This window comes from Streptomyces sp. NPDC005070 (assembly GCF_053600395.1).
The window spans coordinates 16,382-39,334 of the sequence record NZ_JBSFZS010000039.1; the positions used below are offsets into that span (position 1 = coordinate 16,382).

The following is a 22,953-nucleotide window of genomic DNA, read 5'->3' on the forward strand; positions in this document are numbered from 1 at the left end:
GCCGACGCCTTGACGATCCGTTCCCTGCGTGTTCAGCCGGCTGTCCGTGCCCGCGTTGTGTAGCGTCCCTAAGGTCCCTGAGTGCTTCGAGTGCGTCGAGTGCTTCGAAGGAAGGGACCCATGGACAGACCCCTCGCCGTCCGGGCTCGCGGGATCACCAAGTGTTTCGGCGACGTCGTGGCACTCGACGGCGTCGATCTGGATGTGGCACGCGGTCAGATCCACGGCCTGGTCGGACCGAACGGCGCCGGCAAGACGACCCTGCTCGGTCTGCTGCTGGGCCTGGCCGTCGCCGACGAAGGCCGCCTGGAGATCCTCGGCACCCCGGTCGGACGGGCGCTCGCCGCCCCCGGCGGTGTCGCCGGCTTCGTCGACGGACCCGGCCTCTACCCCTCGCTCACCGCCCGGCAGAACCTCGCCGCCCTGGCCGCACTCCGCGGCCGGAGCGCGCGGTCGGCCGGCGTCGACGACGTGCTCGGCCAGGTCGGGCTCACCGATGTCGCCGACGACCCGGCCCGCGGCTACTCCCTGGGGATGCGTCAGCGGCTCGGCCTCGCCGCCGCGCTGCTCACCGAGCCCCGGCTGCTGGTCCTCGACGAACCGTCCAACGGCCTCGACCCGGCGGGCAAGCGCCATGTGCACGGTGTGCTCGGCCGGCTCGCCGCGAGCGGGACCGCGGTCGTCCTCTCCAGCCACCGCATGGACGACCTCCAGGCCCTGTGCTCCGAGGTCACCATCCTCGCGACCGGACGGGTCGTCTTCAGCGGCCCGCTGGGCAAGCTGGCCGCCGAGAACCGTGAACTCGACTACCGGCTGCTCACCTCCGACCCGGCGGCCGCCCGCTCGCTGGCCCTGGACACGGCCGGGATCCGGGTCGTCGACGACGCGGCACCACGGCACGCCGCCGACGTGCTCGTCGTACGCGCTCTGGTGCCCGCCGTGGACGGACTGGTGGTGCGGCTCGTGGGCGCGGGCGTCGCGCTGCGCGAGCTCGCCCCCGTGGTGTCGCCCCTCGAAGCCGCGTTCCTCGCCCTCACCGAGCAGAAGGAGACCGGCGGATGACCACGACCGTCGCCGAGGACGCCGGCCCCGAAGCGCCGGGCCCGGAGGAGGACGGTGCCGCCGCCCCCCGTGTGCCGGTCGGCCGCGTCTACCGCTTCGAACTGGTCAAACTCGTCTCCCAGTGGCGGATCCGGCTGCTGGTCCTCGCCTGCTGGATCGTGCCCGCGCTCTTCGTCGCCGCCGTCGGCCAACAGAGCACCCTCCCCGTCGACACCCTCTTCGGCCGCTGGATGCACGCCACCGGATGGGCCGGAGCGCTGGTCGTGCTCGGCTTCGCGGGTACCTGGGCGCTCCCGTTGCTGACCTCGGTCGTCGCCGGTGACGTGTTCGCCTCCGAGGACCGGCTCGGCACCTGGCGCCATCTGCTCGTCGCGATCCGGTCGCCGCGCCGGATCTTCGTCGCGAAGACACTGGCCGGCCTCACGGTCGTCCTGCTGCTCGTGGCCGGACTGGTCGCCTCCAGCTCGGCCGGCGGGGCCGTGACGATCGGCGTCCATCCGCTCGTCGGCCTCGACGGCCGTCTGCTGACCCCGGCGGACGCCGCCGGCAGGGTCCTGCCCGCCTGGCTCTGCGTCCTCGCCCCGACCCTGGCCCTCGCCGCGGTGGGACTGCTCGGGTCCGTCACGCTGGGACGCTCCCCGACGGGACTGCTGCTGCCGGCGCTCGTCGCGCTCGCGATGCAGCTCGCCCAGATGATGCCGCTCCCCGTCGCCGTGCGACTCGCCCTGCCCAGCTACGCCTTCATCGCCTGGAGCGGTCTGTTCACCAGCCCCGCACAGCTCGGCCCGCTCCTGATCGGCGTCGTCGTCAGCCTGGCGTGGGCGGCGACCGCGACCGGGTCGGCCTATCTGCTCTTCATGCGGCGGGACTTCACCGACGCGGCCCACGACGGCTCGGGCCGCGGCGCGGTCACGGGAGGCGTTCTGCCGCTCGTCGGGCTGGCCGCCGTGACCGCCGTGACCATCGGGCTCACCACCGGGGCCACGGGCTCCGGGATCGAGCAGGACAAGGTGCAGCGCTCGGCCGCGACGGCGTTCGCCCACCTCTACCGGCTGCAGACCAGTGAGCTCAACCGCCCGGCCGTCACCGAGGCGCAGCTCAGGGCCACGGCGGCCTGTGACAAGGGCAGCGTCAAGGTGGCCGCCGAGGGGCCGGGCAACGACTGGCGCTGTGTCATCACCTGGCATCTTCCCGGCGTCGACGGCGTGGGCACGGCCGTCTACCAGCTCGACATCACCCCGGACGGCCGCTTCATGGCCGACGGCGACGGACCGAAGGAGGTGAACGGCTACTTCCTGGTCCGCACACCGGCCGGGGACGCACCGAACCCGCTGTGGCAGTTCGACGGCGACGTCGACCTGCTCGCCACCTCGAAGGGATGACTCCATGCAGGTAACGCGTCGCCGAAGGAGTGCGGAGAAGGGCCGTTCGAGCCCTCTCGGCAGACACACGGGACGACGGATACCTCTGGTGACGGCGGGCATCACCGTGCTCGCCCTCGTCGCGGCAGGGGCCGCGTTCGCCCAGACACATCAGTTCGGTACCGACCAGGTCGGCCAGGTCACCGATCGCGGCCAGGTCGTCTCCAGCGACCAGTACATCGCCCCGTACGGCGACCGGCTGGTCCTCCAGAACGGGAAGATCATGTCGTCCTCGGTCAGCCCGGACGGCACCCACCTCGCGGCCTCGGTCACCGACGGCGGGAGCGCCTTGTCGATCGTCGACCTGAAGAGCTGGAAGGTGCAGCAGCTCGTCGGCAGCTCCGCCTCCTCCGTCCCGCGCATCAGCGGCAACAGCGTGGGCCAGGAAGGCCCGACGTACTCGCCCGACGGCTCGCAGCTCTGGCTCGGCCAGACCGACGGCTACACCCGGTTCACCGTGACCGCGGACGGCGGCGTCACCAGCCCGGTGTTCGTCCCGATCGCGGCGGACGGGCCCCGGCACGCGCTCGTCGGCGCGGCGGTGTTCTCCTCCGACGGCGCCACCGTGTACTCCGCGGTCAACGGACAGAACCGGGTCGTCGCCATCGACGCGGCCACCGGGACCGTCCGGCAGAGCTGGAACGTGGGCAACGCCCCGCGCGGCCTGGCCGAGGCGGGCGGCAAGCTCTACGTGAGCAACGAGGGCGGGCGCCCGGCGCGGGACGGCGACACCACCATCAACTCGTACAACACCCAGGTGCCCGCGGACCCGGTCACCGCCGCGACCACGACCGGCACCGTCAGCGTCATCGACCCGGCGGATCCGGCCGCCGCCGTCACGAGCATCCCGGTCGGCCTGCACCCGACCGCGCTGTACGCCAAGGGCCGGGCGCTGTTCGTCACCAACACCGCCACCAACGACGTGTCGGTCATCGACACCGTCAGGAACAAGGTCGTCCAGACCATCGCGACGCAGCCCTGGCCCGAGGCCTCGGTGGGCTACGAGCCCGACGCGGTGACACTCACCGACGACGGGCACCTGCTGGTGACCCTCGGCCGTGCCAACGCCGTGGCCGTCTACCGGTACCGGTCGCCGCAGGATCCGGTCCGGTACATCGGGCTGCTCCCGACGGACTACTTCCCCGCCGAGATCGCCGCCGTCGGCAAGGACATCGTGGTGTCCAACACCCGTGGTGTCGACGCCCGCCGGACCACCACCGCCGCCGGCCACGGCACCCACGACACCACGTCGAGCGTGCAGCGCTTCACCTTGCCCGACGACAGCGTGGTCCGGGCCCGGACGGCCGAGGTCTTCCGGCAGAACGGCTGGACCAGCGGCTCGGTCGCCCGGTCCAGGGGCAGGATCCACGCGAAGCCGGTGCCCGTCCCCGGGCGGCTCGGCGAGCCCTCGACGATCAAGCACGTCTTCCTGATCGTCAAGGAGAACCGCACCTACGACCAGGTCCTCGGGGACGTCCCGGAGGGCAACGGCGATCCCTCGCTGGCGCAGTTCGGCGAGAACGTCACGCCCAACCAGCACGCGCTGGCCCGGCAGTTCGGCCTGTACGACAACACGTACGACATCGGCACGAACTCGGCCGAGGGCCACAACTGGCTGATGCAGGCGGACGATCCGGAATACACCGAGTCATCGGCCGGTGAGTACGCGCGCAGTTACGACACCGAGGACGACGCCCTGGGCCACCAGCGGACCGGCTTCCTGTGGACCGGCGCGCAGGCCGCGGGCAACTCGGCGCGGGACTTCGGCGAGTTCCAGCAGTTCCTCACCAAGCCGGCCGACGCCACCTGGCAGAACCTGTACTGCGACTCCCGGAACATGACGTCGACGGGACAGGACACCGCGTACACACTGAACTCGTCCTCACCGATCCCGTCGCTCAACGACGTGTCCGTGCACGGCTTCGCGAAGTTCGACACCAGCGTCCCGGACATCTACCGGGAGGAGATCTGGAAGCGTGACTTCGAGAAGAACGGTCCGGCGAACCTGAACATGTTCTGGCTCTCCAGCGACCACACCGGCGGTCCCGCGAACGCGGCCGCCCAGGTCGCGGACAACGACCTCGCGACCGGCAGGATCGTCGACGAGATCTCGCACAGCGCGTACTGGAAGGACTCGGCGGTCTTCGTCGTCGAGGACGACTCCCAGGCCGGTCTCGACCACGTCGACGGCCACCGTGCGCCCATCCAGATCATCAGCCCCTGGGCCCGGCGCGGCGTCGTCGACAGCCACTACTACTCGCAGATCACGCTGATCCGGACCATCGAGCAGATCCTCGGCGTCCACCCCATGAACCAGAAGGACAGCGCGGCCAGCCCGATGCGCGCCGCCTTCACCGGGCACCCCGACTACACGCCGTTCACGGCGCTGCCCAACCGGACCTCGCTGACCGACGGCCTCAAGACCGCGCCCTCCTGCGGTCTCGACACCCCGGCGCCCCAGAATCCCGCCGCGGCGCCCGTGCCGTCGGCGAAGGTTCCGGCGGACAAGCGGGCGCTCGCGGCGAAGTGGGACACCTGGAAGTCGCACCAGCGGCTGAGCGGGCCGAACGCCGTTCCGGACTTCGCCAACCCCGCGCAGATGAACCACTTCACCTGGTACCAGACGCACGGGTGGACCAAGCCGTACCCCGGCGAGCACGAGATCTTCGCGCCGCAGGACGTGCCGGGCGCCTACCTCCCGTCGTCGGAGTCCGACGGCTGACGTACGAAGGCGTGCGGGGCGTGAGCACGACGCGACGGGCCGCCCGGATTCCCCGGGCGGCCCGCCGTGTTCGCTCCGTCGACGTCAGCCCGTGAAGCCGGCCGTGATCGACGTGAACTGCCAGGTGCTCTGGCTGATGCCGGAGCAGTTGCTCACCACGCCGCCTCCGGGGCAGGACCGGTCGCGGTTGACCGACCAGTAGGCGAGCCGGGCGATGTGGTGGCTGTTCGCCCAGTCACGGATCGAGGTCCAGATCGCCGGGGTCGTGTTCTCCTGCTGGTCGGACAGACCGTTCATGCCGGAGATGCCGATGTGCGAGTAGGCCGTGGTGTCGTCCCAGCCGAACGTCGACTTCAGCTTGGTCTTCAGCCCCTCGGTCGCGTTGACCGTGTTGCCGTACATGTCGGAGCCGCCGCCGAAGTCGAACGGCATGATGGTGAAGACGTCGATGTTCGCGTTCAGCGACTGCGCCTGCTCGATGAGCCGGTTGCCGTAGTAGGTCGGGCCGGTCGTCGAGGTGCCGAAGGTGACGATCGTCTTCAGGCCGGGGTTGTTGGCCTTGACGGTCTTCAGCGCGGTCAGGATCCTGGCCTGCACGGCCTCGTTCTCGAACTCGTCGGTGTTCTCGATGTCCATGTCGATCGCCTTGAGGCTGTAGGCGTCGATCACCTTCTGCAGCGCACCGGCGAGCGCGCTCGCCGAGGAGCAGTTGGCGCCGAGCTTGCTGCCCTGCCAGCCACCGAACGACGGGACGATGTCACCGCCCGCGGAACGGATCTGGTTGATCGCCGTCTGGTCGACACCGCCGGTCAGCGCCCGGCTTCCGTCCCAGGCGGGGTTGCAGCCGCCGGAGTCGAGCACGAACGCCATCGTGAACCACTTGATCCCGGTCGCGCTCATCACCGTGGTCGGGTTCGGGGGGTCGCCCCAGCCCTCGTACAGATAGGGAGCGGCCTGCTTGAAGCCCGTGCCGCCCCCGCCGCCCGCGCTCGTCGTGACGCTCACGGAGTTGGAGGCCGCCGAGGTGTTCCCGGCCGCGTCACGCGCCTTCACGGTGAACGTGTACGCGGTGCTCGCCGACAGCCCGCTGACCGTGGCACTCGTACCCGAGACGGAGAGCACCTGGTTGGAGCCGCTGTAGATGTCGTACGCGGTCACGCCGACGTTGTCGCTCGACGCGCCCCACGACAGCGAGACGCTGGAGGAGGTCTTGCCGGTGGAGGTCAGGCCGGTGGGCGTGGTCGGCGCCTGGGTGTCGGAGCCGCCACCGCCACCGCCGGGACCGTCGAGGCTGATGTCGTCGGCGTAGTAGGTGCCCTGGGCGTACCAGCCGTGGGCGTAGATCTTCGCGCTGGTCTGCGAGGCCCCGGTCGTGAAGGACACGGTGAGCTGGCTGTACGCCGACGGGGAGGTCGTCCAGGTCGAGGCACCGCCGTCCACACCGAGGTAGACATAGCTGCCGCGCACCCAGCCGGAGAGGCTGTACGTCGTGTTCGGCTTCACCGAGACGGTCTGGGTGCACTGGGCGTTGTCACTCGAACTCGCCGCCCCCGCAAGGGCTTTGGAGCCCCCGTGCACGGGGCTGGAGACGATCGACCCCAGGTTGCCGGAGCAGGACCAGGGGGAGAGGCTGCCGGTCTCGAATCCCGGGTTGGACAGGATGTTGGCCGCCTGGGCGGTACCCGGCAGGGCGACCGCGCCGGCGAGGGCCAGCGCGGCCGTGCCCAGCAGGGCGAGGAAACGATGTCTGGAACGTCTGAGGATGGTCATGCGCACGCGATCTCCCTGGAGATATGGGGGTGTTCGGGAGTGCAGAGAGGTGCGCAACCAAGTTGGTATGGACCAATCGCGCTGTCAAGACACTGCGCGATAATTGGTCCAGACCGGTAAAGGAGAAGAGGTGACCCGGCCTCCCCGGCCGGGGTCGCGGGCCGTGTCCGCTAGGCGGGCGCGATCGCCGCGGTGGCCGCCGCGGCCGACGGGGCGGGGACGGCGGAGGCGGTCGCCTCGACCGGCGCGGGCTGCGTGGAGGTCACGGACTGCGCGGGCTGTACGGGCGGTGCCGACTGCAAGGACGGCACGGGGTGTACGGGCTGCGGGGACGCCGGTTCCGTGGCCTGCGCCGGCATCGCGGACAGGGTGGGCACGCCCGGCTCGGTTCGCTGCGCCGGCAGCGACACCGGACGCACCGGACGCGGCCCCGCGACCACCGTGTAGTCCGGTCCGAGGAACGGCGGGACCACCTCGCCCGTCTCCTCGCCAAGCGCCAACTGCACGGCCGCCCATGGGGCGTTGACGCCGCACTGGGCGATCTGGTGCAGCCCGCCCGCCGGACGCGTGTTCACGTCCATCAGCACCGGCTCGTCGCCGTACATGCGGAACTGGATGTTGGACAGATAGTGCAGCCCGAACGCCTCGGCGAGCAGCCGGGCGGGCCCGATCCACGCGTCGTCGAGGGTGAACCCGCGACGACGGCCGTTCTTGGTGCGGCCGATGGCCATGCGGACCCGGCCGTCAGGCCCGGTGAGGCAGTCCACCGACACCTCCGGCTGTCCGAGGTGCGGCATCACCAGCCAGTCGACGGGCTCGTCGGACGTGCGCAGCGCCTCCACCACCAGATCCAGGGGGACGTACGCGCTCGGGAACCCGTTGAGGTGCATCATCGAGAAGGAGGAACGGGTGATCACCCGGAAGCCCACCCCGCCCGCCCCGGCCGCCGGCTTGAAGCAGGCCCGCTGACCCGCGGCCTCCAACTCCTCGACCGCCGTCATGAGTTCCTCCGCCGTGCGCACGCGGTACCAGGGAGGAACCGGGATGCCCACGGCCTCCACGGCCTGGTAGGCGACGGCCTTGTCGTGGAAGACCGCGACCGCCTCCGCCGGCGGCGCCAGCAGCGCCGTCCCGAGCGCCGCGAACTCGGCGCGCTGCGCCACGATCGCGTTCTGGTGCAGGACCGGCACGAACACGTCGACGGAACGGCGTGCGCACATGTCGAGCGCGTACTCGACGTAGGCGCGCGGCGACAGGCCCTCGGGCTCCGGCTCGGCGGTGTCCGCGGCGGCCAGGACGGGGGAGTCGGCGTCACCGTGGGTGGCGTGGATCTCGACCGCGCGGTGCTGCGGATTGTTCCGCAGCTGGTCCATGAAGAACACGTTCTCCGCGTACGTGCGGTTGAGCCAGACGCGTACGCGAGAGCCCATGCAAGCCACCATTCGGGGTGTGCGGGCACGGCGGAGCGGGCCGAGCCCGGCCAGGGGAGGGGAGGTACACCGAGCCGTCGCACGCGAAAGCAGATTGGAGCGGTGGTGTTGGGGCGATCATAGGGGTCGCGGAACCCCGATGCTGCTACGGGGATGTTACGGATTCGCCTGCCTGCCCGACCGGGCCTCCTTGTCCGGCGGCGGGAGCGTGTGCTGTTGTGTCGGTATTCGCTTTCTACGGGGGTGGCGCGTGCGGCCGACAGACGGCGGTGCCGGGCATCTGCTGGCCATCAGCGACCTGCACATCGGCTACGCCGAGAACCGCGCCCTCGTCGAGAACATGCGCCCCGAGACGGACCGGGACTGGCTCCTGGTGGCCGGTGACATCGGAGAGATCGTCGAGGACATCCGGTGGACCCTCAGGACGCTCGGCGACCGCTTCGAGAAGGTCGTCTGGGTGCCCGGCAACCACGAGCTGTGGACCCATCCCAAGGATCCGGTCCAGCTCCGCGGCGTGGCCCGCTACGAGCATCTGGTGGCCTTGTGCCGGGAGTTGGGCGTCGTCACCCCCGAGGACCCCTACCCCGTCTGGAACGGACCGGGTGGCCCTGCCGTCGTCGCCCCGCTCTTCCTGCTGTACGACTACTCCTTCCTGCCGGAGGGCTGCGCCACCAAGGCCGAGGGGCTCGCGTACGCCGAGGGGACCGGCATCGTGTGCACGGACGAGTACCTGCTCCACCCCGACCCGTATCCGAGCCGCGAGGCCTGGTGCCGGGCCCGGGTGGCCGAGACCGAGCGCAGACTCGCCGAGATCCCCGACGGCCTGCCGGTCGTCCCGGTGAACCACTACCCCCTGGACCGCCACCCGATGGACGTCCTGTGGCACCCCGAGTTCGCCATGTGGTGCGGTACGGAGGCGACCGCCGACTGGCACCGCAGGTTCCGCGTGGAGACCATGGTCTACGGACACCTGCACATCCCCCGGACCACCTGGCACGAGGGTGTCCGGTTCGAAGAGGTGTCGGTGGGCTATCCGCGAGAATGGCGTACGCGACCGGAACCACCGGGCACGCTGCGCCGCATTCTGCCGATGGAGGTCAAAGCCGGTGATGGAGGAGCTGCTTCCGGAGTCGGTGGTGGCCGTGGAGAACCACGGTGACGAACCGGCCGGGGACGCGAGTCTGTACCCCGAGGAACTGGCGGTCCTGACCCGCGCCGTGGGCAAGCGGCGCCGCGAGTTCGCCACCGTGCGCGTCTGCGCCCGGCGTGCCATGGAGAAGCTGGGTGTGGCCCCCGCGCCCGTGCTGCCGGGCGAGCGCGGTGCCCCGCGGTGGCCGGCGGGCGTCATCGGCAGCATGACGCACTGCGAGGGCTACGCCGCCGCCGCGCTCGCCCGTGCCGGCGATCTCGCCTCGCTCGGCATCGACGCCGAACCCCATCTGGCCCTCCCCGACGACGTCCTGGACGCCGTCGCCCTGCCCGGGGAGTCGGAGCGTCTGGACCGGCTCGCCGCCCGGGTCCCCGGCGTCCACTGGGACCGGCTGCTGTTCAGTGCCAAGGAGTCGGTCTACAAGGCGTGGTTCCCGCTCACCGGCAGGTGGCTCGACTTCTCCGGCGCGGACATCGTCATCTCCCTCGACCCGACGCCCGCACCGGACGGCCTGTCGGGGGACCTGAGCGCTCAACTCCTGGTCCCGGGGCCCGTGGTGGACGGGATTGCCGTCCAGGTCTTCACGGGCCGCTGGACCGTACGGCGCGGCCTGGTCGCGAGCGCGGTCACGGTCCCGCACACCGGACCGGGCCCGGCGCCGGGGTCGCGCGCCGGCTGACCGTACGATGCCGCGCGGGCGCCTGACCTGTAAGCCCCACCGCCCGGACGCCTGACCTGTAAGCCTCACCGCTCGGGTACCTGACCCGTACGCCGCCACCACCCGGCCGCTGCCCCGGAGCCGCCCGCGCGAGGTCAGCCCGGATCCGGGCACCAGGAGTGCAGCAGTTCGAAGAACGCGTCCTCGTTGCCCGCGAGGCCGGCCGCCTCCAGGGCCCGTTCCGTCTCGGCGAGAACGCCGGGCGGGACCATGGGTGGCCGGCCGCCGTCCGTCGGGCCGTCGAAGGCCGCTCGTACCGTCTGGAGGAGGCGGAGGTAGGCCTGCACGGCGGCGCGTTCGTGGTCGGTCAGTACGGCTGTCGGCATCGGACGGCTCCCCTGGTCGGCTTGTCGTGACACTGGTCCTGACCCCAGCTTGCCGCCCGCCACTGACAATCCGGTTTCCGACCGCGGAGGTTCGTCCGCTTAGCGGAGGCGAAACCTCACGGAAACCCCAGGTGGAACAGGACCCCTACGCTGGAGGGAAGAGCTTGGGGCCGTCCGAGGGACGGCCTCGCAGGCCGCCGTGAAGGCGGCTCGGGTGCCGCCTTCGCGGCGGCCTGGGAACGGGAGGTCCGGCCCGTGGTCGACGTACAGCCCCGGCAGTCGCGGCGCACCGCGCGGCTGCGTTCCGTCGGTGACGGAGAACTGCGTCTGCATCACCGCCTCGTGCACGGCTACCGGCGTGCCTACCGGATGGCGGGACAGGGCCCGGCGCTCGTCCTGATCCATGGCATAGGCGACTCCTCGGCGACCTGGGCGGAGCTGATCCCCGACCTCGCCCGCACCCACACCGTCATCGCGCCCGACCTGCTCGGCCACGGCGCGTCCGACAAGCCGCGCGCCGACTACTCGGTGGCCGCCTACGCCAACGGCGTGCGCGATCTGCTGGCCACGCTCGACATCGAGTCCGCCACACTGGTCGGGCACTCGCTGGGAGGGGGAGTGGCGATGCAGTTCGCGTACCAGTTCCCCGAGCGCACCGAGCGGCTGATCCTGGTCAGCGCGGGCGGAGTCGGCGGCGAGGTCAACCCCGTCCTGCGTGCCGTGTCGCTGCCGGGCGCGCATCTGATGCTGTCCATGCTGCGCCTGCCCGGCATGCGGCTGCACGTGGGCCTCTTCCTGCGGCTGATGCGGCTGCTCGACGCCGATCTGGCCCAGGACGCACCGGAGTTGGTGCACCTCGTGGACGCGCTTCCCGACGCGACCTCCCGCAGCGCGTTCGTCCGGACCCTGCGGGCCGTGGTCGACTGGCGCGGCCAGGCGGTCACCATGCTCGACCGCTGCTATCTCACCGAGGGCATGCCCACCATGCTGCTCTGGGGAGACCGGGACAGCGTGGTGCCGGTGCGGCACGCCCATGGGGCGCACGAGGCCATGCCGGGCAGCCGTCTGGAGATCTTCGAGGGAGCCGGCCACTTCCCCTTCCACAGCGATCCGGCGCGTTTCCTCGCCCTGGTCGAGGAGTTCACGACCACCACCAGCCCGGCCGACTGGAGCCGCGAACGCTGGCGCGAGCTGTTGCGCACCGGACGCCCGGGTACCGCGGCGGGGCAGCCCGACACCGCCCGGAACCGTTCGCTGGAGCGGGACCTGCGCGAGGCGAGCGAACGCAGCGCGACCTGAGGGCCCGGCCGGGGAACGCCGGCGCCGGTTCAGCCGGTTCGTTCGCGGGCGTCGCGCCCCGGTCCGGTCGTCGCGTCCGCCCGCCCCCGGACGGCCGCGACGACCGGCGAGTGACGCAGCGCGTCGGACATGCGGACGAGGTCGCGGCGGCCGTCGGTGTCCGCGGACGCGGACCCGGTCACGGGCGGCGGGTCCGCCGTCTCCGCCGACCGGATGACCCGGCCCTCGGGGTCGGCGGCCCGGGCCCGCACCGCGACCGTCACCATCGCCGCGTCGGCCTCGGCGTGCGCCTCGGCGGCGGAGGAGCCCGCCGCGACCGCGGCCCCGAACGCCCGGGAGCGCACGGCGGAGTCGAAGTAGGGGTAGAGGCTCAGCATGCCGTCATGGATGTCGGACTCCCGCTGGGTGACCTGGAGTTCGGCGGGCGTCCACCAGGACATCCGCGCCGCGCGGTCCTCCGGCACGGCGACCGGCTTCAGTTCCCGCCACAGCGGCCCGAGCCGGCGATAGGCCGACCAGGTGTTCCAGACGTCCTCGACGCGCCGCCAGGCGAGGGGGAGACAGAAGCCGACCGCGGTGATCTGGGCCCCGGCCGAGGCCAGCATGGGGGCCACATTGGTACTGAGGACGTCCAGGTCCGTGTCGTTCCACCGGGCGACCACCGCGGTGAACTTGGCCGCGGAGTAAGGGATGTTGCACAGCGACCCGAAGGCGATGATCACCAGCCCGGCGCGCAGCCGGCCGCGGACCTGGATCGCCCAGCGCCAGCACATGAAGTTCATCGCGACACCGGCGACGGTCAGCGACGCGAGATAGAGGACGATCATCTCGCGGATGTAGGGCGTGTTGGCGTAGTACGTGTCGAGGTCGCGCAGCCGTTCGACGGAGGCGTCCCCGAGGACGAACAGGACGATCAGTGTCACGCCGACCACGGTGTACCCGAGGATCCAGCGGCGGGAGAGCCGCCGGGTCACCTCGGGCGGTCCGCCGCGCCAGTTGATGATCAGCACCAGACAGGAGGCGCTGTAGGCGCTCAGCAGGCAGTAGACGAGGGGGGCCGAGACGTTGGCTATCCCGGTGGCGTCGTTGACGGCCGCGATGGTCGGCGGGGCCGCGAAGAGGAACACCAGGCCCGCGAGGGCGAGGAGTACGCCCACGGAGCGCAGCAGCGGATCGCGCCAGCCGCGCAGCAGTGAGGGCCCTTTGAACGCGATCGCCGCGCCCATGGCGACGGCCGGGATGTAGTAGCTGGATCCGTCCATGCCCCCGGGACCTTCAGCCTCGCGGCCCGCGACAGCCCAGGGAGGCCTCGATGCGGCCGGCCAGACCGTGCCGCTGTACCGGGCCGCGCAGTGAGGAACCGGCCAGCCACGTACGGCACTTGCTGGCGAGCAGGAGTCCGAAACTCTCGGCCTCCTGCTCGTCGGCGCGATCGAAGCGGGTGCGCGCCGCCACTTTCAGGACGGTGGCCTGCAGGTCGGCCCCGTCGTTCAGTAAGCGCGCCGCGACGGCGGCGCCCTCGACGTGATGGCTGCAGTGCCCGGCCTTCATGTGCCACAGCTCGTGACCGAGGATGACCAACTGGTGGTCGGGTGCCGTGCGTTCCTCGATGACGACCAGGTCCTGTTCGGCCATGTCGAGCCACAGTCCGCTGGCGGTGCCGGGCGGGAACGCGGCCGTACGGAACTGGACGGGACGGCCGCGGCGTCGGCTCATCGCGCCGCACAGCTCGGTGTAGAGGTCGGCGGGTGCCGCCGGTGCCGGGAGCGAGAGCTCCGAGACGAGTTCGCCGCACAGGCGGCGCATTTCCCTTCCGATGCCCACTGGTCTCCCCCGGCTCACGACTCTGGCCGTTTGACGCTCTCCAGGAGCATGTCCAGCCATTCCGCGACCTTGTCCCGGTGCTGGTCGGTGGGCAACTGCGCGGCCCGCCAGGCGATTCCGCGGACGCCGTGGTCGAGGAGCAGCCGTTCGAGCGGATCGTGGGCGACGGAGGCCGCGGCGCGTTCGCGGTCGGCGAGACGCTGAAGGAGTTCCTGCTCCGACCGCTGGAGCGCGCCCACGAGGGCTTCGGAGTCCTCGGCCGTGAGGAATCCGGCGTGCACCCGGAAGAAGCGCTGGATGGCGTCGCAGTGCTCCATGGTGGGACGCCGGTCGCCGTTGATGAGGGCGCCCGCCTGCTGGCGGGACATTCCGGCTCCGTCCGCTATCTCCTGTTGCGTGTAGCGGCGGCCGTTGGGCTTGAGCCGGGTGCGCCGCAGCAGGTCGAGGCGTTGCAGGAAGCGTGCCTGCAGGTCGGGTTCGCCCGCCGGGCGGCCGCCCAGCAGGGCCTTCGCCACGGGTTCGGGGACACCGGACTCGGCCGACAGCCGCCGGACGTCGAAGACTTCGGCCTGCGGCACGCCGAGCCGGCCGGCGAGTGCGGTGACCCTGGCCACGACGGCCTGCAGCAGAACCGTCGCCGTGGCGCACGGAACCTCGAAGCCATCCGTCACCGACAGATCTCCTACGTCTCTCTCAGGTGGCTCTCACGAAGTTCGGGAACCATGTGGACACGAGGGTCAGGAACCATCCCGGCGGAAAGACCGGGGACCAACCGGAGCCTAGCCGGTCGCTCGAACTCACATCCAGGTCTCGCCACAACTGTGGCGAGATTCAGCCGTCAACAAGCGCCAAATGCCACGATAGTTGACACGCCTGCCCCGGGGCAGCAGGATCGGGACGCCGCGTGAAGGCCGCAGAGGCAAGAGGGGTGACCTCCCGATGGCGTACCAGGCAGGAAGGCAGCGGTCCCAGCCGCGACCTGTCCCCGAGAGTCTCGAAGCGCAGGCGTACCTCCAGGACTACGCCACGCTCCTCGGGGCCGTGCCCTTCCCCTCCTTCGTGTTCGACCGCCGCTGGGACGTCGTGCTGTCCAACGACGCGTTCGAGACACTTTTCGCCGGCGTGGGCGCGCACCCGACCGCCATGCCGGGCGACAACTTCCTGCGTTTCGTCCTGTTCCACCCGGACGCGGGGTCGGTGCTCGGCGAGCACGAGTCGAGCTGGTGCCTGCCGATGCTCGCGCACTTCGCCTCGGCGGTGGAGCGCAACGGCCAGGACCGCGGGCTCCAGGCGATCCGCCGGGACATCGCCCAGGACCCGATCATGGACGCCGCCTACCGGCACGGCCTGCCGCACTGGATCGAGGCCGTCGGACCGCGCGGGGTCGAGCACGACGGGGCCGTGCGCCCGCTGGTCCACCCCGATCCCCGTTGGGGCGGCACGGACTGCCGGATCGTCGACGAGACCCCCAAAGCCCTTCAGGACATGGGGTATTCACGGATCACCCTGGTGCTGCGCGACGCGGCCCGGCCGGTCGCGGGCGGACCGGGCAGGGCACGCAAGACGCGCAACGGCGCGGCGGAGCTTCGTGCCGTGTGACGCGCGTTGACCCGTCGGCGCAGAGGGCCGGGGGTTCTGGAGGGACGTGGTCCCTGGGGGCTGGACCGGCCCGTTCAGCCGGCCGGCATCACGAGGACGAGGGGCACGCTGTCGCAGGGGACGAGCCGCATGTCCTCGTGGCGGGTGCCGCGGCCCGCCGCCAGCACGGCCGCGAAGTCGGGCCCCTTGATGAGGGAGCCGGCCAGATGCGCGGGGTCCGCCGACGCGGCCACCCGGCCCCGGGCGTTCACCAGGTAGGCGGCTCCGGGCAGCCGTTGCAGGAGCGGGACCACCGCCCGCTCGAAATGCCGCAGATACACGTCGGCCGCGGCGACGCCCACGAACCGGCCCTCCACCTGGACCGGCGCGGACAGCGTCAGGCTGTACTCGTCGGAGCAGAGGTAGTCGACGTAGGGCCCGGCGACCGCGCGCTGCCCCGTGTCGCGGGGGAGGGCGAACCAGTCCCAGTGGGTGTAGTCCGAGTACGCGGAGTGCGCCGGATCGAGGTCGAGCAGCAGCGGTCGTACGCTCCCGTCGGAACCCTGCTGCCACCACTCCAGCCACGCCGGTACGTCACCGAGCAGGCCCGGTGCCGCCACGAAACCGGCGCCCGACACCAACTCCTGCCGGGTGAGCCGCAGATGCAGTCCCGGGCGCAGTGCCGCCAGATCCACCGTCGCGGGGCGGCGGCCCCCGGCGGCGACGCGGGTGAGCAGCGCGGCCGCGTCGGCCCGGGTGTCGGCGACGGCGTCGAAGACGGCCTCCAGCGTGCGGCGGACCTGCGTGGCGACGGCCGCATCGGCGGAGACGTCAAGCGTCGCCGTCGCGCCGGCCGGCCCGGGGCTCCTGCGCATGGGTGCCCTCCAGTGGACGCGGACCTGACATGGAACGCGGCATCTGGAGGCGCAGGGTGATGAGCCGCGCCGTCGAGTCCACCACGCACCGCTCGGCCAGTGCTCTGGCCGATTCGTGGGCCCCATCTTGCACGGCGGAGATTACGGAGCGGTGACGGTCGGCGACTTCTTCACGATATTCGTCGTCCCCGAGCACGAGGCACATCAGCGCGCCCACTTCGGTCTGGAGCACGACCTGCTCACGCGTCAGCCGGGCGGACTGCGCCGCCGCGGCGAGTTCGACGTGGAAGCGGCCGTAGACGCGGCTGCGGGCGGCTGCGTCCCCGGCGGCCGACAGGTCGTCCAGGGTGCGCCGCAGGGCCTTGAGGTCGTCCGGTTCGGTCCGCTGCGCCGCGAGCCGGGCCGCCGCTCCGGACAGGGCCGCCCAGTGGTCGCCCAGGTCCCGCAGCTCCTCGGTGCTCCAGCCGGCCAGCCGGGCCAACAGCCGTTCCTCGCCCGGAACTTCGGGGAGCGACACGAAGCTGCCGCCGCCGCGCCCGCGCCGTGTGGTGACCAGTCCCTGCTGCCTCAGGGCCATGAGGGCCTCGCGCAGGGTGACCGTGGACACGCCGAGCTGACCGGCCAGCTCCATCTCCCCCGGCAGCTGCTCGCCGTCGGCGAGCAGCCCCAGCTCGATGGCGTCGCCGATCCGGTGCACGACCGTCTCGACGCGGGCGCGGTTGTCCACGGGTGTGAAGACGGCTCTGCGGACGCCGTCGTCCCTGTGTTGCTTCACGGTCACCACCTTGTGCGTTGACTCAACTTTTACTCTAAAGGGGTCTTGAGATTTGAACTATGGCTTCATATCTTTCCGGTCAGTGTTGCAACGCACCAACGCACCAGAAAGGTTCCCCGCCCATGGAGGCAAAGGCGATCCGGCTCCAGGGCCTGCGAAAGGCGTTCGGTGAGACGACCGCCGTGGCCGGAGTCGATCTGGAGATAGCCGACGGCGAGTTCTTCTCGATGCTCGGCCCGTCGGGCTCGGGCAAGACGACCGTGCTGCGGATGATCGCCGGATTCGAGAGCCCGACGGAGGGCAGGATCGAGCTGGCGGGCCAGGAGGTCACCGGTCTCGCCCCCTTCGAGCGGGACGTGCACACCGTCTTCCAGGACTACGCCCTGTTCCCGCACATGACCGTCGAGGAGAACGTCGCCTACGGCCTCAAGGTCCGCAGGGTGCCCAAGGCCGAACGGCTGGTCCGGGCCCGCAAGGCGCTCGCCGACGTACGCCTGGAGGGGTTCGGCCGCCGCCGTCCGAGCCAGCTCTCCGGCGGCCAGCGCCAGCGCGTGGCCCTCGCCAGGGCCCTGGTCGGCCGCCCCAGCGTCCTGCTCCTCGACGAACCGCTCGGCGCCCTCGACCTCAAGCTGCGCGAGCAGATGCAGGTCGAGCTCAAGGCGATCCAGCGCGAGGTCGGGATCACCTTCGTGTTCGTCACCCACGACCAGGAGGAGGCCCTGACGATGAGCGACCGCATCGCCGTCTTCAACCGGGGCCGCATCGAACAGGTCGGCACCCCGGCCGAGATCTACGAACGCCCCGCCACCGCCTTCGTCGCGGGCTTCGTCGGTACGTCCAACCTGCTCGACGGACAGTCGGCGCAGCAGATCGTCGGCGCCCCGGGCACGTACAGCATCCGGCCGGAGAAGATCCGGGTCCTCGCGGAGCCCGCGGAGCTCACGGAGCCCGCCGAGGGTGCCGAAGGTGCCGGGTCCCGGTCCGCCGACGCCGGCGCGGCCGCCGAGCAGGAGCACTCCACCGCCACCGGCACCGTCGCCGAGGTCGTCTATCTGGGCGACGCCACCCGCTTCCTGGTGGACCTCGACGCGGGCGGCCGCCTCACCGCGCTCCAGCAGAACCTGGACACCTCCTCCGAGGACGTCGCCGCCCTGCGCGGCACCCGGGTCCGGCTCCGGTGGCACCGCCGCCACGCCTTCCAGGTCCCCGACCCCCGCTGACCCCCGCTCAGTCCACCGTCACGTATGGAGTACGCCGTGCGCCTCACCCCAACTCTCAAGGCCGCCGCCGCCGTCGCGGTGCTCCTCGCCGCCACCGCCTGCGGATCGTCCGGTACGGGCTCCTCCGCGTCCACCGGCCTCAACCCGCCCGACCTCAAGGCGCAGTCGAAGCTCGGCAAGACCGAGGGCCAGGTCAACCTGATCGCCTGGGCCGGCTATGTCGAGGACGGTTCCAACGACCCCAAGGTCGACTGGGTCGGCGACTTCGAGAAGCAGACCGGCTGCCAGGTCAACTCCAAGGTCGCCGCCAGCTCCGACGAGATGGTCAAGCTGATGAAGACCGGCCAGTACGACGCCGTCTCCGCCTCCGGGGACGCCTCCCTGCGCCTCATCGCCTCGGGCGACGCGGCCCCGGTCAACACCGGCCTCGTACCGAACTACAAGAACGTCTTCAGCGGCCTGAAGAAGGGCGCCTGGAACTCCGTCAAGGGCCAGATGTACGGCATCCCGCACGGCCGGGGCGCCAACCTGCTGATGTACAACACCGAGAAGGTCAGCCCCGCCCCCACCTCCTGGTCCGCGGTCTTCGACGACGCCTCGGCGAACAAGGGCCATGTCACCGCGTACGACTCGCCGATCTACATCGCCGACGCGGCCCTCTACCTGAAGTCCGCCAGGCCCGAGCTGAAGATCAAGGACCCCTACGCGCTCGACCAGAAGCAGTTCGACGCGGCCGTGGATCTGCTGAAGAAGCAGAGCGCGAACGTGGGGGAGTACTGGAGCGACTACCTCAAGGAGATCTCCGCCTTCAAGAGCGGCGACTCCGTGGTCGGCACCACCTGGCAGGTCATCGCCAACCTGACCGCCGACGAGGGCGCCAAGGTGAAGGCCTTCGTGCCCGAGGAGGGTTCCACGGGCTGGTCCGACACCTGGATGGTCTCCGCCAAGGCCAAGCACCCCAACTGCGCCTACAAGTGGATGGACTGGATCATCTCGCCGAAGGTGAACGCCCAGGTGGCCGAGTACTTCGGTGAGGCGCCGGCCAACTCCGAGGCGTGCCGGTACACCAGCGACAAGTCCTTCTGCGACACCTACCACGCCACCGACGAGAGCTACTGGAAGAACATCGCGTTCTGGAACACGCCCATCGAGCAGTGCCTCGACGGCCGCACCGACGTCAAGTGCGTCCCGTACGCCAAGTGGGTCCAGGCATGGACCGAGATCAAGGGCTGACCGAACGATGACCTCCACCCCGCAGGCCGCCGGACGCTCCCCCGTCCGGCGGCTCGCGGGGACACTGCACCGGCACTCCCGGCTGCGGCTGTCCCTGCTGCTGACCGCACCCCTGCTCTGGCTGACGGTGCTCTATCTCGGCTCGCTGGCCGTGCTGTTCGTCTCGGCGTTCTGGACGACGAACTCCTTCACCTCCGAGGTGGTGAAGGTCTGGTCGACCGACAACTTCCATCAGCTCCTCACCGTCCCCGTCTACCGCCAGGTGATCCTGCGCAGCATCGGCGTCGCCCTCGCGGTCACCGCCCTGTGCGCGGTGATCGCGTTCCCCGTCGCCTTCTACACGGCCCGGATCGCCCGGCCCGAGCGGCGCCCACTGCTGGTCGTCGCCATCCTGACCCCGCTGTGGGCGAGTTACCTCGTCAAGGTGTACGCCTGGCGGCTGATCCTCTCTCAGGACGGCCTGGCCGACTGGGTGTTGAAGCCCCTCGGACTGAGCGGACCCGGGTACGGAATCACGGCCGCGATCACCGCGCTGACCTACCTCTGGCTGCCGTACATGATCCTGCCGATCCACACCGCGCTGGAGCAGTTGCCCGCCAACCTGCTGGACGCGTCGGCGGACCTGGGGGCCCGCGCGGGCCGCACCTTCCGGTCGGTGGTGCTGCCGATGGTCCTGCCGTCCGTCGCCGCCGGCTCGGTGTTCACCTTCTCGCTCAGCCTCGGCGACTACATCACCGTGCAGATCGTCGGCGGCAAGACCCAGCTCATCGGCAACGTCGTCTACTCCAACATCGAACTGAACCTGCCCATGGCCGCCGCGCTCGGCACGGTCCCCGTCGTGGTCATCGTGGTGTACCTCCTCGCGATGCGCCGCACGGGCGCCCTGAGCAGTCTCTGAGGAGCCCGCTGTGCAACTCTCCCGTCCCGCGCGTATCGCGCTGCGCGTCGCCGCCGGGCTCGGCTTCGCGTTCATCTACGTGCCCCTCGCCCTCGTCCTGGTCAACTCCTTCAACCGGGAGCGCAGCGCGAGCTGGCCGCCGTCCGGGCTCACCTTCCACTGGTGGTCCGTCGCCTGGGAGAACGAGGGGGCCCGTGCCGCCCTGTGGGTCTCGGTCAAGGCCGGTCTCGGCGCCACGGCGATCGCGCTGGTGCTGGGCACGCTCGTCGCCTTCGCGGTCGCCCGCCACCGGTTCTTCGGCCGGGACGCGATCTCCTTCGTGGTCGTGCTGCCGATCGCGCTGCCCGGCATCGTCACGGGCATCGCGCTCAACTCGGCGTTCAGCACGGTGCTCGAACCGCTCGGCGTCGGACTCGGCATGTTCACCGTGATCGTCGGCCACGCCACCTTCTGCATCGTCGTCGTCTTCAACAATGTGGTCGCGCGACTGCGCCGTACGTCCGGAACGTACGAGGAAGCGGCGATGGACCTGGGCGCGGACACCTTCCGCGCCTTCGTCGACGTCACGTTCCCGCTGGTGCGCTCGGCGCTCCTGGCCGGCGCGCTGCTCGCCTTCGCGCTGTCCTTCGACGAGATCGTCGTGACGACGTTCACGGCCGGGCCCGGCATCGAGACCCTGCCGATCTGGATCTTCGACAACATGACCCGGCCCCGCCAGGCACCGGTCGTGAACGTCGTGGCCGCCGTGCTCGTCCTGCTCTCGGTGATCCCGATCTACGTGGCCCAGCGACTGTCCGCGGACACGGCCACCGAGAGCAGGATCTGAGTCAGCGCTTGGTGGTGCTGTTGAACCGCGAGCGCGACCAGAGGTAGCCGGCCAGGCTGATGCCGGCGCACCAGGCGAGCGAGATCCAGCCGTTGTCGCCGATCTCCGAGCCGGACAGCAGACCGCGGAGCGTCTCGGTCATCGGGGTGAACGGCTGGTTCTGCGCGAACCAGCGAAGGCCCGGGGACATCGAGTCGGCCGGCACGAACGCCGAGCCGAGGAAGGGCAGGAACTGGACCAGCAGCGGCTTGTTGCTCGCGGATTCGACGGTCTTGGAGATCAGGCCGAGCGCCGCCGAGAGCCAGGTCACCGCGAACGCGATGGCCGTGAGGAGACCGGCGGCGGCGAGCCATTCGAGCGGGCTCGCGTCCGACCGGAAGCCGATGGCGAGCGCGAAGCCCACGACCAGGACCATGCTCACCATCGTCTGGACGACGCTGCCGACGACATGGCCCGTCATGAACGACGATCGGGTGATGTTCATCGTGCGGAAGCGGTTGACGATGCCTTCCGTCATGTCCGAGCAGACCGCGATCGAGGTCGACATCGCCCCGGCCGCCACACCCATGACGATGATGCCGGGTGTCAGGTAGTCCAGGTACGCGTCCCGGCCGCCGCCCATTCCGGCGCCGATCGAGTCGCCGAAGGCGTACGTGAACAGCAGGAGCATCAGGATCGGCATCATGGCGGCGCCGAGCGACACGCTCGGATAGCGCATCGCGTGCTTGAGGTTGCGCCGCAGCATCGTCATCGAGTCGTGCACGGCGTAGGTGAGGGTGCTCATCGCAGGGTCTCCTTGACGTGAGAGGGGGTGCCGGTGACGCCGTCGCCGGTCAGAGCGAGAAACACGTCGTCGAGGTCGGGGGTGTGCACGGACAGGTCGGCGGCCCTCACGCCGGCGGCGTCGAGCCGGACGAGCAGGGCGCGCAGCGCGTCGAGGCCGCCGTCGCCCGCCACACGCAGCGAGAGGTCCTCGTCGTCGCGGGCCGCGCCGGGGAAGGCGCCGGCCGCTCGCTCGTATTCCGCGGGCTCGGTGAACCTCAGCCGTACGTGACCGCCGGGGATCTGCGCCTTGAGGCTCTCGGCCGTGCCCTCGGCGACGATCCGGCCGCCGTCGAGCACCGCGATCCGATCGGCCAACTGGTCGGCCTCATCCAGGTATTGGGTGGTGAGGAAGACGGTGGTGCCGCCCGCCACCAGCGAGCGAACCGTGTCCCACATGGTGCGGCGGCTGCGGGGATCGAGTCCCGTCGTCGGCTCGTCCAGGAAGATCACCTGAGGTTCGCCGACCAGCGTCATGGCCAGGTCGAGCCGCCGTCGCATACCGCCGGAGAAGGTCGCGGCCCGTTTGCCCGCGACGTCCGCGATGTCGAACCGCCGGAGCAACTCCTTGGCGCGGAAACGCCCTTCGCGCCTTCCGAGACGCAGCAGGTCGGCCATGAGGAGCAGGTTCTCCTCGGCGGTGAGCAGATCGTCGAGCGCGGAGAACTGCCCGGTGACACCGATCGCGTCGCGTACGCCGTCGGGTGAGGCGGCGATGTCGTGGCCCGCGACCTGGGCCTGTCCGCCGTCGGCGGCGATGAGCGTGGACAGGATCTGCACGGTGGTGGTCTTTCCGGCACCGTTCGGTCCGAGCAGGGCGAAGACGGAGCCGGCCGGGATGTGCAGATCGATGCCGTCGAGCACGGTCTTCTCGCCGTACGACTTGCGCAGACCGAGGGCGGAGACGGCGGCGGGCGGCCGCGGATCGCCACTGCGCCTCGGCGAGGGCATGGGCATGACAGAGGAAGGCATGGAGCTCTCCGTTCGGAGGCCGGGTGAATGGG

At 70.8% G+C, this 22,953-nt stretch carries 21 protein-coding genes; 11 read left to right on the forward strand and 10 right to left on the reverse strand.

The annotated features are described in order from the left end of the window. Window positions 1–120: 120 nt before the first annotated feature. The 3 genes from ACWEBX_RS15615 to ACWEBX_RS15625 are packed head-to-tail and all read left to right on the forward strand — an operon-like array spanning window position 121 to window position 5,205. Window positions 121–1,062, forward strand: a complete 942-nt coding sequence (locus ACWEBX_RS15615; RefSeq protein ID WP_451885383.1) for an ABC transporter ATP-binding protein — start codon at window positions 121–123, stop codon at window positions 1,060–1,062. Further along, window positions 1,059–2,444, forward strand: a complete 1,386-nt coding sequence (locus ACWEBX_RS15620) for an ABC transporter permease (protein WP_451885384.1) — start codon at window positions 1,059–1,061, stop codon at window positions 2,442–2,444. The genes ACWEBX_RS15615 and ACWEBX_RS15620 overlap by 4 nt, the downstream gene beginning before the upstream one ends. Window positions 2,445–2,448: 4 nt before the next feature. Further along, window positions 2,449–5,205, forward strand: coding sequence for an alkaline phosphatase family protein (locus ACWEBX_RS15625; RefSeq protein ID WP_451885385.1), 2,757 nt, complete (start codon window positions 2,449–2,451; stop codon window positions 5,203–5,205). Window positions 5,206–5,289: 84 nt separating this feature from the next. On the opposite strand, the gene ACWEBX_RS15630 is transcribed toward ACWEBX_RS15625, so the two are convergent. Then, window positions 5,290–6,975, reverse strand: coding sequence for a carbohydrate binding domain-containing protein (locus tag ACWEBX_RS15630; RefSeq protein ID WP_451885386.1), 1,686 nt, complete (start codon window positions 6,973–6,975; stop codon window positions 5,290–5,292). Between the two features lie 170 nt (window positions 6,976–7,145). Further along, on the reverse strand, window positions 7,146–8,405 hold the full coding sequence (locus ACWEBX_RS15635; protein WP_451885387.1) for an ATP-grasp domain-containing protein: 1,260 nt from the start codon (window positions 8,403–8,405) through the stop codon (window positions 7,146–7,148). 250 nt (window positions 8,406–8,655) lie between these two features. On the opposite strand from ACWEBX_RS15635, the gene ACWEBX_RS15640 reads away from it, so the two are divergent. Both ACWEBX_RS15640 and ACWEBX_RS15645 read left to right on the forward strand, forming a co-directional pair. After that, a complete protein-coding gene (locus ACWEBX_RS15640; protein WP_451885388.1) occupies window positions 8,656–9,564 on the forward strand; it encodes a metallophosphoesterase family protein in 909 nt (302 codons plus the stop codon). Continuing rightward, complete coding sequence (locus ACWEBX_RS15645) at window positions 9,512–10,234, forward strand: 4'-phosphopantetheinyl transferase family protein (RefSeq protein ID WP_451885389.1); 723 nt, start codon at window positions 9,512–9,514, stop codon at window positions 10,232–10,234. Before ACWEBX_RS15640 ends, ACWEBX_RS15645 begins: the two co-directional genes overlap by 53 nt. A gap of 134 nt (window positions 10,235–10,368) precedes the next feature. Here ACWEBX_RS15645 and ACWEBX_RS15650 read toward each other — a convergent pair whose 3' ends face one another. Then, a complete protein-coding gene (locus ACWEBX_RS15650) occupies window positions 10,369–10,599 on the reverse strand; it encodes a hypothetical protein (RefSeq protein WP_451885390.1) in 231 nt (76 codons plus the stop codon). A gap of 255 nt (window positions 10,600–10,854) precedes the next feature. Here ACWEBX_RS15650 and ACWEBX_RS15655 point away from each other — a divergent pair, with 255 nt between their 5' ends. Then, window positions 10,855–11,898: an alpha/beta fold hydrolase gene (locus ACWEBX_RS15655; protein WP_451885391.1), complete on the forward strand. Its 1,044-nt coding sequence runs from the start codon at window positions 10,855–10,857 to the stop codon at window positions 11,896–11,898. A gap of 29 nt (window positions 11,899–11,927) precedes the next feature. On the opposite strand, the gene ACWEBX_RS15660 is transcribed toward ACWEBX_RS15655, so the two are convergent. From ACWEBX_RS15660 to ACWEBX_RS15670, 3 genes are read right to left on the reverse strand one after another with little or no spacing between them, the layout of a single operon-like run. Continuing rightward, on the reverse strand, window positions 11,928–13,160 hold the full coding sequence (locus ACWEBX_RS15660) for an MAB_1171c family putative transporter (protein ID WP_451885392.1): 1,233 nt from the start codon (window positions 13,158–13,160) through the stop codon (window positions 11,928–11,930). Between the two features lie 13 nt (window positions 13,161–13,173). After that, the gene (locus tag ACWEBX_RS15665; protein WP_382796194.1) at window positions 13,174–13,704 is read right to left on the reverse strand and encodes a toxin-antitoxin system, toxin component; all 531 of its coding nucleotides are present in this window, start codon (window positions 13,702–13,704) and stop codon (window positions 13,174–13,176) included. A gap of 32 nt (window positions 13,705–13,736) precedes the next feature. After that, the gene (locus ACWEBX_RS15670; protein WP_451885393.1) at window positions 13,737–14,393 is read right to left on the reverse strand and encodes a helix-turn-helix domain-containing protein; all 657 of its coding nucleotides are present in this window, start codon (window positions 14,391–14,393) and stop codon (window positions 13,737–13,739) included. Between the two features lie 268 nt (window positions 14,394–14,661). On the opposite strand from ACWEBX_RS15670, the gene ACWEBX_RS15675 reads away from it, so the two are divergent. Further along, window positions 14,662–15,321, forward strand: a complete 660-nt coding sequence (locus tag ACWEBX_RS15675; protein WP_451885394.1) for an MmyB family transcriptional regulator — start codon at window positions 14,662–14,664, stop codon at window positions 15,319–15,321. A gap of 74 nt (window positions 15,322–15,395) precedes the next feature. Here the strand turns inward: ACWEBX_RS15675 and ACWEBX_RS15680 are convergent, their stop codons facing one another. Then, entirely contained in the window at window positions 15,396–16,175 is a 780-nt protein-coding gene (locus tag ACWEBX_RS15680; RefSeq protein WP_451885395.1) for a cache domain-containing protein, read from the reverse strand. Further along, window positions 16,132–16,950, reverse strand: coding sequence for a FadR/GntR family transcriptional regulator (locus ACWEBX_RS15685; RefSeq protein WP_451885396.1), 819 nt, complete (start codon window positions 16,948–16,950; stop codon window positions 16,132–16,134). The genes ACWEBX_RS15680 and ACWEBX_RS15685 overlap by 44 nt, the downstream gene beginning before the upstream one ends. A gap of 122 nt (window positions 16,951–17,072) precedes the next feature. Here ACWEBX_RS15685 and ACWEBX_RS15690 point away from each other — a divergent pair, with 122 nt between their 5' ends. The 4 genes from ACWEBX_RS15690 to ACWEBX_RS15705 are packed head-to-tail and all read left to right on the forward strand — an operon-like array spanning window position 17,073 to window position 21,127. After that, entirely contained in the window at window positions 17,073–18,170 is a 1,098-nt protein-coding gene (locus tag ACWEBX_RS15690; protein ID WP_451885397.1) for an ABC transporter ATP-binding protein, read from the forward strand. Between the two features lie 24 nt (window positions 18,171–18,194). After that, window positions 18,195–19,403, forward strand: coding sequence for an ABC transporter substrate-binding protein (locus ACWEBX_RS15695; RefSeq protein ID WP_451885398.1), 1,209 nt, complete (start codon window positions 18,195–18,197; stop codon window positions 19,401–19,403). Window positions 19,404–19,410: 7 nt separating this feature from the next. After that, the gene (locus tag ACWEBX_RS15700; RefSeq protein ID WP_451885399.1) at window positions 19,411–20,301 is read left to right on the forward strand and encodes an ABC transporter permease; all 891 of its coding nucleotides are present in this window, start codon (window positions 19,411–19,413) and stop codon (window positions 20,299–20,301) included. Between the two features lie 10 nt (window positions 20,302–20,311). After that, the gene (locus ACWEBX_RS15705) at window positions 20,312–21,127 is read left to right on the forward strand and encodes an ABC transporter permease (RefSeq protein ID WP_451885400.1); all 816 of its coding nucleotides are present in this window, start codon (window positions 20,312–20,314) and stop codon (window positions 21,125–21,127) included. 1 nt (window position 21,128) lies between these two features. Here ACWEBX_RS15705 and ACWEBX_RS15710 read toward each other — a convergent pair whose 3' ends face one another. Together ACWEBX_RS15710 and ACWEBX_RS15715 are read right to left on the reverse strand one after the other, a co-directional pair. Then, the gene (locus ACWEBX_RS15710) at window positions 21,129–21,911 is read right to left on the reverse strand and encodes an ABC transporter permease (protein WP_451885401.1); all 783 of its coding nucleotides are present in this window, start codon (window positions 21,909–21,911) and stop codon (window positions 21,129–21,131) included. After that, entirely contained in the window at window positions 21,908–22,900 is a 993-nt protein-coding gene (locus tag ACWEBX_RS15715; protein ID WP_451885425.1) for an ATP-binding cassette domain-containing protein, read from the reverse strand. Before ACWEBX_RS15715 ends, ACWEBX_RS15710 begins: the two co-directional genes overlap by 4 nt. Between the last annotated feature and the right edge of the window lie 53 nt (window positions 22,901–22,953).